The following is a 10,308-nucleotide window of genomic DNA, read 5'->3' as shown; positions in this document are numbered from 1 at the left end:
GGGAAAGCCCGAGGTCGACGAGCCGCAGATGGCGTGCTCAGGCAGCACGGCGCTGATGGCAGCACTGATCTCGCGCTTCACGTCGATGCGCTCGAAGGTGGATTCCTGCACGTAATCCGCCGCCCCGACCGCGTCCCCGAGCGTCTTTGCAAAGCTCATCCGCGCGAGCCAGTCGTCCGGCGCGTCGCAAAGCCCTGCCGCCTGCATCTCGGCAAGCGCGGCGACGATCTGCGGCCGGATCTGGGCCTCGGCGTCGTCGCGGGCGTCGAAGATGCGCACGGTCTTTCCGGCACGGGCGAACACGATGGCCCAGCCCTGCCCCACCAGCCCGGCGCCAACGATGGCGACGGTGTCGATTGCGGCCATGGTCTTTCCTTCTTCCGCTTGCCCGCCTCAGGCAAACAGCCACGGCTGGCGGGCGCGGTGATCGTCCTCGAAGCGCCGGATCTCGTCGATCTCGCGGTTGAGGATCACGTCGATCTCGTCCCAGCCTTCGCCGAAAGCCTGCACCGCCGCGTCGGAAAGGTCGAGACCTGCCACCCGCGCACCGTCCACCGTCAGCACCCGCGCGGGCAGATCCACGCCGAAGCGCGCCCCAGCTTCCGCCCGCGCCGCCAGCGTGCGGCAGAAATCGGCGGGCAGGCGCACGCAGAGCAGACCGTTCTTGGCGGCGTTGCCCGCGAAGATGTCGCCGAAATCCGGCGCGATGACCGCGCGGATGCCCCAGTCGACCAGCGCCCAGACCGCCTGCTCGCGCGAGGAGCCGCAGCCGAAGCCCGGCCCCGCCACCAGCACCTGCGCGTCGCGCAGCGCGGGGTCGTCGAACGGGTGGTCGAGCGCCTCGCCCTCAGGTCCGATGCGGCGGTCGCGGAACAGGCACTCGTCCATGCCGTCGCGGTCGATCTTCAAGAGGAAACGCGCCGGGAAGATGATGTCGGTGTCGGTGTTGGTCTCGGGCAGCGAGATCGCCCGGGTCTCAAGTCGGATCAGCGGTGCGCTCATGCCATGGCCTCCAGCGTGCGGACGTCGGTCAGCGCGCCGGTCACCGCCGCCGCTGCCGCCATCGCGGGCGAGAGCAGGTGCGTGCGCCCGCCCCGGCCCTGACGCCCTTCGAAATTGCGGTTCGAGGTCGAGGCGCTGCGCTGCCCCGGCTCCAGCCTGTCGCCGTTCATCGCGACGCACATCGAACAGCCCGCCTCGCGCCATTCGAACCCGGCTTCGGTGAACACGAGGTCGAGCCCCTCGGCCTCGGCCTGCGCCTTGACCAGCCCCGAGCCCGGCACCACCAGCGCCCGCACCCCCGGCGCGACACTGCGGCCCCGGACCACCTGCGCCGCCGCCCGCAGGTCGGCAAGCCGGCCGTTGGTGCAGGAGCCGATGAACACCGTGTCGATGCGGGTGCCGGCGATGGGCCGGCCCGCCTCGAGCCCCATGTAGGCGATGGCCTTGCGCAGCCGCCCGGCGCGGGCCGGATCGGCGACGGCCTCGGGATCGGGCACGGCGGCGTCGATGGCGATGGCATCCTCGGGCGAGGTGCCCCAGGTCACGAAGGGCGCCACCTTGCCCGCATCGAGCACGACCTCGCGGTCGTAAAGCGCGCCCTCGTCCGAGGGCAGCGTGCGCCAGTAGGCCACCGCCGCGTCCCACGCCGGGCCTTTGGGCGCCATGGGACGCCCTTCGAGGAAGGCGAAGGTGGTTTCGTCGGGGGCGATCAGCGCCACCCGGGCGCCGGCCTCGATGGCCATGTTGCAGAGCGTCATGCGCGCCTCCATCGACAGCGCGCGGATCGCCGCGCCCTGGTACTCGATGGCGTGGCCCGCCGCGCCGTTGGCCCCCAGCTGCGCGATCAGCGCAAGCGCGAGGTCCTTGGCGGTGACGCCGGGCCCGGGCGTGCCCTCGACCCGCACCACCATGGTCCGGGCCCGGCGCTGTGCCAGCGCCTGCGCCGCCATGACGATGCCGCACTCCGAGGCCCCCACCCCGAAGGCCAGCGCCCCGAAGGCGCCGTGGGTCGAGGTATGGCTGTCGCCGCAGGCAAGGGTGATCCCCGGCAGGGTGAAGCCCTGCTCGGGTCCCACCACGTGCACGATCCCCTGCCGCGCATCGCTGAGCGGGATGAAGGGGATGCCGTGCCTGTCGACGTTCTCGACCAGCCGCGCGGTCTGGGCCCGCGCCATCGGATCGGCGATGGGCTTGTCGCGACCCCGGGTTGGCACCGCGTGGTCCGGCACCGCGAGATTGGCCGCGGGACGGTGCGGGCGCAGCCCCCGGCGGTCCAGTGCCACGAAGCTCTGCGGGGTCGAGACCTCGTGCAGCAGGTGGCGGTCGACGTAGAGCAGCGTGGAGCCGTCCTCGCGTTCGCGCACCACGTGGCTGTCCCAGAGCTTTGCATAGAGCGTCCTGGGCCGCTCGGGGGGCAGGATTGTCATCAGACGGCCTCGGCCCATTCCTTTTCGAAGGACCAGATGTCCTCGAAGCCCAGCAGCTTGTTCATCTCGGCGAAGGAATAGAGGTCCACCGCTTCGGTGGTCTCGCCATGGGCCAGCAGGTCGCCGTAGGCCTTCTGAAGCGCCCGCGTCACCGCGAGGAAGCCTACCGCCGGGTGGATGGCGATGGAATAGCCCATCTCGGCCAGCCGGTCGGCGGAGAGCAGCGGCGTGCGTCCGCCGTTGACCATGTTGGCGAAGAGCGGCGCCTTCACCGCCTCGGCCACGGCCAGCATCTCGGCCTCGGACTCGGGGCTCTCGATGAAGACCACGTCGGCGCCGGCCTCGGCATAGGCCTTGCCGCGGGCGATGGCCTCGTCGATGCCGAGCGAGGTGCGGCTGTCGGTGCGGGCGATGATGAGGAAGTCGTCGGACTTGCGCGCCTTGGCGGCGACCTCGATCTTGCGCTGCATCTCGCTGGTGGGGATCACCTTGCGGAACGGCGTGTGACCGCATTTCTTGGGGAACTCCTGGTCCTCCATCTGCATCGCGGTGACGCCCGCCGCCTCGTAACCCTCGACGGTGGTGCGCACGTTCAGAAGCCCGCCGTAGCCGGTGTCGGCGTCGGCGATGACCGGCAGCTCGGTGCGCTTGCAGATCTGCGCGATGCGCTCGAGCATGTCGCGGTAGGTGGCGATGCCGGCATCGGGCACGCCGAGATACGAGGCCACGGTGCCGTAGCCGGTGACGTAGAGCGCCTTGAAGTCCATCGAGTTCGCCATCAGCGCCGAGATCAGGTCGAAGACGCCCGGGGCGACGACGAATTCCTTGTTGGCGATGGCCTGCTTCAGTCTTGCGTCAGCCATGTGTCTTGTCTCCGTTCTTGGGATCAGGCGTCGCCGCGGTGCGGTTCGCCGGTTTGCGTAAAGGGTTGCGAGGATTTGCGGCGGGCCGTGACCCAGAGCGCCAGCGCCACCGAGGCGACAATCAGCGCGATCAGCACCAGCGAGACCGGGCGGGTGAACATCGGGCTGAGGCTTGAGCCGCCGAGCTGCCAGGTCCGCACGAGGTTGCCCTCCATCATCAGGCCCAGCAGCAGGCCGATGACGGTCGCCACCACCGAGTAGTTGTAGCGCTTCAGCACCACGCCGAGGAACGAGAAGGCGACCAGCGTGACCGGCCCCGAGAGGCTCGAGGTCAGCGCGTAGCTGCCCAGCACGGTGCAGATCACGATGGGCGGCAGCAGGTAGCTGAGCGGGACCCGCACGAGGTAGACGATCATGCGGATGAAGAGCAGCCCGATGATGCCCAGCATCACCGCCTGGATCAGGTTGCCCGCGATGATCGCGTAGACCACGTCCTTCTGGTCCGAGATGAAGCGCGGCCCGCCGGTGATGTTGTGCATCGAGAAGGCCGAGAGCATGATCGCGGTGGCGGCGCTTGACGGGATGCCGAGCGCGAGCAGGCCCACCATCGAGCCGCCCTCGGACGAGGAGTTGGCGGATTCCGCCGCGACCACGCCGTTCGGGTTGCCCTTGCCGAAGCTCTCGGGCTCCTTCGAGAGCTGCTTGGTGATGGTGTAGCTCACGAGGTTGGCGATCGACGAACCGATGCCCGGGATCACGCCCAGCCCCGCGCCAAGCAGCGAGCCGCGGCCCAGCGTCGGCAGGTTGTGGCGGATGTCGGCGAAGCCGCGGGCGATCTCGCGGATCGACACCGACCGCTTGTCCTGCGCCTCGACGAGGTAGTCGTGCTTGACCAGCCGGAACAGCTCGGAGGCGGCGAAGATGCCGATGATGGCGGCGTTGGCGTCGATGCCGTCGAGCAGGTAGATGCTGCCGAAGGTGCCGCGCTCGATGCCGGCGCTGCTCATGCCGATGAGCGACAGCAGCACGCCGATGCAGCCCGCGACCACCGCCCGGGCGAAGCGCCCGTCGGTCATCAGCCCGATCAGCAGCAGGCCGATGACGGCGACGAGGAACAGCTCGGACGGGCCCAGCCGCAGCACGAAGCCCGAGATCGGCTCGAGCACCAGAAAGAGCAGCAGGTAGCCCACCGCCGTACCCACGGTCGAGGCGCCGAGCGCGAGGCCGAGCGCGCGGTTGTGCTCGCCCCGGCGCACCATCGGGTGGCCGTCGAAACAGGTGGCGATGGCGGCCGAGGTGCCGGGCACGTTCATCAGGATCGCCGGGATCGAGCCGCCGAAGCCGCCGCCGGTGAAGATCGCGGTGAGGAAGAGGATGGCCTCGGTGAACTCCATGTAGAGCGTCATCGGCAGGAAGACGGCCATGGCGATAGGCACCGAGAGCCCCGGCACGGCGCCGAAGACCAGCCCGATCAGCAGCCCCAGCGGCACCACGACCCAGGCCATGGGCATCGCGAAGAGCATGCCGAAGGCATCCCAGATGGCGGCGAGGTCCAGCATCGGTCTACTCCAGGATCAGCGTGTGGACGGGGATGCCCATCGGACCCTCGAGGATCCAGACGGGGGCAAGCCCCACGAAGAGCGAATAGGCCACGATCACCAGCCAGTTGCGGCGCCCCATGAGCACCATGCAGGCGGCGCAGAAGATCACGCCCGCCACGTCGAAGCCGATGGTCTCGAGGCTGAGCACGTAGAGCGCCAGCGCAAGGCAGCCGATGGCCACGCCCCAGCGCTCGCGGAACGTGTCGGTCTCGGCGGGCTCTGCGGGCTCGGCATCGCGTTCGGGGTTCAGTAGCAGGCCGATGCCGATGGCGGCGATCAGCCCCAGCGCCAGGAACGCGACCGGACCGATCAGGATCATGTTCACCAGGGTGGCGTCCGCCTCCCACGCGGAGGCGGTGAACCACAGGGTGAAGCCTGCAAGAAGGGCGAGCAGGCCGAAATGGCCCGCTCTGTTCGCAGTCAGGTTCATCGGATTACATCTGCGAGATGTAGCGCGAGAACACGTCGTAGCTCTGCTGGAGCGAGGCCGCGGTCGCCTCGGGGCCCAGCCAGTCGCCGCCGATCTGGCCCTCGGCGATGAACGCCTTGAAATCGTCGCGCTCGAGCATCCGCTTGTAGGCCGCGACCAGCTCTTCATAGACGTCCGGGTGCGTCTCGACGAAGCTCGACTGCACCGAGAGGCAGCGCAGGTCGGCGGCCAGCACCGGCACCTCGACGCCGAGCTCGGTCAGCGCCTCGTTGATCACCGGCGCGTCCCAGCGGTCGGGATCGGGCTCGTTGCGGTAGACGGCGAGCGCGCGGACCTGATCCTTGATGACGTTGCTGCCGAGTGCCGCGGTGAAGGTCATCGTCACCTGGTTGCCGGCGATCGCGGTGCGCATCGGCCCGCCACCGTCATAGGTCACCCAGTTCACGTTGGTCTCGGGGATGCCCAGTGTCTCGAGCAGGATCAGCGCCGAGATGTGGCCGCCGTCGCCGGGGATGATGGCGCAGCTCACCTTGCCGGGGTTGTCGCGGATGTCGGCCACCAGCTCGGCCATGGTCTGGTAGGGCTGCTCGTTGTTCACGAAGACGGCGTAGTAATCCTGCCACTGGCCGTTGATGTGGTGGAAGTCTTCCCAGTTCAGGCCGCCCTGCCCGCGCAGGACGTTCGAGATCAGGTAGGGGTTCACCGGCGAGACCAGCGCGAAGCTGCCGTCGTCGGGCTGGCGCACGAACCAGCTGTGCCCCAGCGCGCCCGAACCGCCCGAGCGGTTCACCACGGTGACCGGCGTCTCGCCGAGCTCCGAGGGCAGGAACTGCGCGATGGCGCGCGCCATGCGGTCCGCCGAGCCACCCGCGTCGAACGGCACCACCAGCGACAGCTTGCGCGCAGGATAGGCGTTCGCCCCCAGCGTCCCGAGCCCGAGCACCGCCGGCGCGGCCAGTGCGGTGCGCAGCAGTGTTCTGCGTGTGTAGGTCATTGCTTTCCTCCCTTATTGCATACAACGATGCTGATTATTGGTCTCCTCAGGCATCTTTTCAGCATCATTGCATACATCTCGTCAATGCAGCATACTGGGAGTGAAAAATTTTCATGAGCACGGAGCGCCCGCGATGGAGGATTACCTTCCCGACCTTCCCGCCCACCTGACCGAAGGCACCAACGTGGCGCGGGTCTATCTGCACGTGCGCGACGGCATCATCTCGGGGGCGCTGCGCTCGGGCGACAAGCTGGGAGAGGCGGCGCTCGCCGCCGAGCTCGGCGTCAGCCGCACCCCGGTCCGCGAGGCGCTGCGCAACCTCGCCGCCGACGGCTACATCGAGGTGCGGCCCCACGCGGGCGCCATGGTGCGGCGCTGGGATCCCGACGAGGTCAACAGCAGCTTCGAGGTGCGCGCCGACATCGAGGGCACCGCCGCCTATCGCTGCGCCGAGCGCATCACCGCCCATGACCTGCAGGAGCTCGAGCAGCTCTGCGACGGCATGGAGGCCAGCGACGACGCCACCTTGCGCAGCGGCCTGAACCGGACGCTGCACATGCGGATCCTGCGGATCTCGGGCGTGGCGCATGCAGAGAAGATCGTCACCCAGCTGACCGACCTTGCGATCCTGACGATGACCTACCGGCAGTTCTCGGACGAGGACACGGCACGCAGCGACGGCGACCACCGGCTGCTCATGCGCGCCTTCCGCCTGCGCGACGGGCCGCTGGCGCAGGCGGCGATGCGGGTGCACATCCTCTCGGCCGCCGCCACGCTCGAGGAGCGCCGGCGCGGCCTGCGCTAGGCCGCCGCTCTAGCCGGTGTTGCGGGCAACGAGGTCGACCGGCAGCACCCGGATCGCGCCGCAGCCCGCGCCGTCGGTCTGCAGCTGCTCGATCAGGGTCAGCGCCTCGGCCACCATGCGGCGGATCGGCTGGCGCACGGTGGTCAGCCGGTAGGATTGCCACCCCGCCATCGGGATGTCGTCAAAGCCGATCACCGCCAGATCCTCGGGCACCCGCAGTCCCCGCGCCCGCGCCGCATCGATCAGCGCCAGCGCCATGACGTCGTTCTCGCAGAACACCGCGTCGGGCCGCGGTCCGCCGTCGAGCATATCGGCCGCCGCCTCCATAGCACCGGCGTAGGAGAAACCGCCGCAGGCACTGACGACGGGCGCGCGGTCGGCCTCGGCCAGCCGGTCGAGGAACCCGCGCGACCGCTCGATATGGGTCGAGGTGTCAGGGACCCCGGTCATGTGCCCGATGCGCTGCCGACCCGATGCCAGGAACCGCGCCGCGATCAGCCGCCCGCCCGCGTGGTTGTCGCAGGTCACCGCGGTCATCCGGCTGTCGGGCTGCACCCGGTTCAGCAGCACCACCGGCAGGTTGGCCTCGCGGCAGCGGCGCACCAGCTCAGAGGACATGTGCGCCGAGGTCACGATGGCGGCGTCAGCGCGATAGCCCAGCACCTGCTCCATCGCCACGTCCACGGTCTCGCCCGGGGGCACCGCGTGCAGGGTCAGCCGCCGCCCGCGCTTGTGCAGTTCCTGCGACAGCAGTTCGAGCACGCCCGAGTAGAACGGGTTCGTGAGATCGCCCGCGACGAGGCTCACGCTCCGCGTCCCGAGCTGGCTGAGGCTGCGCGCGGCGGGCGGCACGTAGCCGAGTTCCTGCGCGATACGCAGCACCAGCGCGCGCTTTTCGGGCGCCAGCGGCGCGCCCGGCTGAAAGGCGCGGCTCACCGCCGCGACCGACACGCCGGCCCGCTCTGCCACCAGTTTCGCCGTGACCTTGGGCATCTCTCCTCCGATTCGACCCGAAGCCTACAGCAAAACGCAGGTCATGAAAGATTTTCAGCTTTACGCTGAAATATTGCAGTCGAACCCGCGCAGGGTCTTCCATGCGGCACACCCCAACGGAGGAGACGACATGGCCATCCGCCATCTCAAGACGGGCCGCCCGGCCGATCTGCGCAACGAAGACGACGAGAAGGTGCGCGCCACGGTCGAGGCCACGCTGAAGGACATCGAGGCACGCGGCGACGTCGCCGTGCGCGAGCTGAGCGAGACATTCGACGGTTACGCGCCGCAGAGCTTCCGCCTCGGTCAGGACGAGATCGACGCACTGATCGCCCAGCTCACCCCGCGCGAGATCGAGGACATCCACTTCGCCCAGGCCCAGGTCCGCGCCTTCGCCGAGGCGCAGCGTGCGTCGATGCTCGACATCGAGATCGAGACCCTGCCCGGCGTGATCCTCGGCCACCGCAACATCCCGGTGCAGTCGGTGGGCTGCTACGTGCCCGGCGGCAAGTTCCCGATGGTGGCCTCGGCGCACATGTCGGTGCTGACCGCCGCGGTGGCCGGCGTGCCCCGCATCGTCGCCTGCACCCCGCCCTTCAAGGGCAAGCCCAACCCCGGCGTGATCGCGGCGATGCATTTCGGCGGCGCCCACGAGATCCACGTGCTGGGCGGCATCCAGGCCATCGGCGCCATGGCCATCGGCACCGAGACCATCGAGCCGGTGCACATGCTGGTGGGTCCCGGCAACGCCTTCGTCGCCGAGGCCAAGCGCCAGCTCTTCGGGCGCGTCGGCATCGACCTCTTCGCCGGGCCGACCGAGACCATGGTGATCGCCGACGACACCGTGGACGCCGAGATGTGCGCCACTGACCTGCTCGGGCAGGCCGAGCACGGCTACAACTCGCCCGCGGTGCTGGTGACCAACTCGGAAAGCCTCGCCACCGCAACGCTGGCCGAGGTCGAGCGCATCCTCTCGATCCTTCCCACCGCCGAGACCGCCCGCAAGAGCTGGGAGGATTACGGCGAGGTCATTCTCTGCGACAGCCACGACGAGATGCTGGCGGTGGCCGACGACATCGCCTCCGAGCACGTGCAGGTGATGACCGACCGCGACGACTGGTACCTCGAGAACATGACCTGCTACGGCGCGCTGTTCCTCGGGCCGCGCACCAATGTCGCCAACGGTGACAAGGTGATCGGCACCAACCACACGCTGCCGACCAGGAAGGCGGGGCGCTACACCGGCGGGCTCTGGGTCGGCAAGTTCCTCAAGACCCACTCCTACCAGAAGGTCACCACCGACGCGGCTGCGGCGGAGATCGGCGAGTACTGTTCGCGGCTCTGCATGCTCGAAGGCTTCGTGGGCCACGCCGAACAGGCCAACCTGCGGGTGCGGCGCTACGGCGGGCGCAACGTGGCCTACGGCACCGCGGCGGAATAGACGCGTCTCAATCGCCCCCGGATGTCAGGTCCGGGGGCGCCTTTGCGGACGCTCAGAGCTTCACGCGCTCGGAGGCCGGGTCGTACATCGGCCGCAGGCTCGCCTCGGCCTCGAAGACCTGCCCCGCCACCTCGATGGCATAGCTGGACGCCAGCATCTCGGCGGCGGGCTCACCGGGCGTCCGGCAAGGCACGTAGCCCAGCCCGATGGCGCCGCCGAGCGTGTGGCCGTAGTTGCCCGAGGTCACGTGCCCGACGATCTTCCCGTCGCGCAGCACCGGCTCGTTGTGGAAGAGCAGCGGCTCGGGGTCCTTCAGCCGAAACTGCATCAACCGCCGCGACAGCCCCTTCTCGCGCTTGCGCAGCACCGCCTCGCGCCCGATGAACGCGCCCTTGCCGGTCTTCACCGCAAACCCGAGCCCGGCCTCGAGCACGTGGTCCTCGTCGGTGATGTCGTGGCCGAAATGGCGGTAGCCCTTCTCGATGCGGCAGCTGTCCATGGCGTGCAGCCCGCAGAGCTTCAGCCCCAGGTCCCCGCCCGCCTCGAGCAGCGTCTCGAAGACATGCGCGACCTGATCGGTGCCGACATACAGCTCCCAGCCAAGCTCGCCCACGTAGGTCACCCGTTGGGCACGGGCGAGGCCCATGCCGATCTCGATCTCGCGCGCCATGCCGAACGGATGCGGCTCGTTGCCGAAATCGGCGGGTGGGGCCCGCGGCACCACCACCCGCGTTTTGGGGGCCCCGAGCGGC

11 protein-coding genes are annotated in these 10,308 nt (G+C 69.3%); 2 read left to right on the top strand and 9 right to left on the bottom strand.

Annotated features, from left to right (window positions below):
* The 7 genes from HC022_RS12455 to HC022_RS12425 form a co-directional block, all read right to left on the bottom strand.
* On the bottom strand, positions 1–366 hold a 366-nt coding region (locus HC022_RS12455), incomplete at its 3' end, for a 3-hydroxyacyl-CoA dehydrogenase NAD-binding domain-containing protein (protein ID WP_254885073.1).
* Between the two features lie 27 nt (positions 367–393).
* A complete protein-coding gene (leuD, locus tag HC022_RS12450; protein WP_167452646.1) occupies positions 394–1,002 on the bottom strand; it encodes a 3-isopropylmalate dehydratase small subunit in 609 nt (202 codons plus the stop codon).
* Positions 999–2,429: a 3-isopropylmalate dehydratase large subunit gene (leuC, locus tag HC022_RS12445; protein ID WP_167452645.1), complete on the bottom strand. Its 1,431-nt coding sequence runs from the start codon at positions 2,427–2,429 to the stop codon at positions 999–1,001. The genes leuD and leuC overlap by 4 nt, the downstream gene beginning before the upstream one ends.
* Entirely contained in the window at positions 2,429–3,292 is an 864-nt protein-coding gene (locus HC022_RS12440) for an oxaloacetate decarboxylase (protein WP_167452644.1), read from the bottom strand. The genes leuC and HC022_RS12440 overlap by 1 nt, the downstream gene beginning before the upstream one ends.
* 23 nt (positions 3,293–3,315) lie before the next feature.
* Positions 3,316–4,851, bottom strand: a complete 1,536-nt coding sequence (locus HC022_RS12435) for a tripartite tricarboxylate transporter permease (protein ID WP_008887590.1) — start codon at positions 4,849–4,851, stop codon at positions 3,316–3,318.
* Positions 4,852–4,855: 4 nt separating this feature from the next.
* Entirely contained in the window at positions 4,856–5,323 is a 468-nt protein-coding gene (locus HC022_RS12430) for a tripartite tricarboxylate transporter TctB family protein (RefSeq protein WP_167452643.1), read from the bottom strand.
* Positions 5,324–5,327: 4 nt separating this feature from the next.
* The gene (locus HC022_RS12425; protein WP_167452642.1) at positions 5,328–6,317 is read right to left on the bottom strand and encodes a tripartite tricarboxylate transporter substrate binding protein; all 990 of its coding nucleotides are present in this window, start codon (positions 6,315–6,317) and stop codon (positions 5,328–5,330) included.
* A 133-nt stretch (positions 6,318–6,450) separates the two neighbouring features.
* On the opposite strand from HC022_RS12425, the gene HC022_RS12420 reads away from it, so the two are divergent.
* Complete coding sequence (locus tag HC022_RS12420; RefSeq protein WP_008887875.1) at positions 6,451–7,122, top strand: GntR family transcriptional regulator; 672 nt, start codon at positions 6,451–6,453, stop codon at positions 7,120–7,122.
* Positions 7,123–7,131: 9 nt separating this feature from the next.
* On the opposite strand, the gene HC022_RS12415 is transcribed toward HC022_RS12420, so the two are convergent.
* A complete protein-coding gene (locus HC022_RS12415; RefSeq protein WP_167452641.1) occupies positions 7,132–8,115 on the bottom strand; it encodes a LacI family DNA-binding transcriptional regulator in 984 nt (327 codons plus the stop codon).
* Between the two features lie 130 nt (positions 8,116–8,245).
* Between HC022_RS12415 and hisD the strand changes: the two genes are divergently transcribed.
* Entirely contained in the window at positions 8,246–9,556 is a 1,311-nt protein-coding gene (gene hisD, locus HC022_RS12410; protein ID WP_167452640.1) for a histidinol dehydrogenase, read from the top strand.
* Positions 9,557–9,608: 52 nt separating this feature from the next.
* Here the strand turns inward: hisD and HC022_RS12405 are convergent.
* On the bottom strand, positions 9,609–10,308 hold a 700-nt coding region (locus HC022_RS12405), incomplete at its 5' end, for an aminomethyltransferase family protein (protein WP_167452639.1).

Source organism: Salipiger sp. HF18, from assembly GCF_011806505.1.
Classification (GTDB): Bacteria; Pseudomonadota; Alphaproteobacteria; order Rhodobacterales; family Rhodobacteraceae; genus Salipiger; species Salipiger thiooxidans.
The sequence above is the reverse complement of the archived record's forward strand: the minus strand, read 5'-3'. Positions and strand labels throughout refer to the sequence as shown.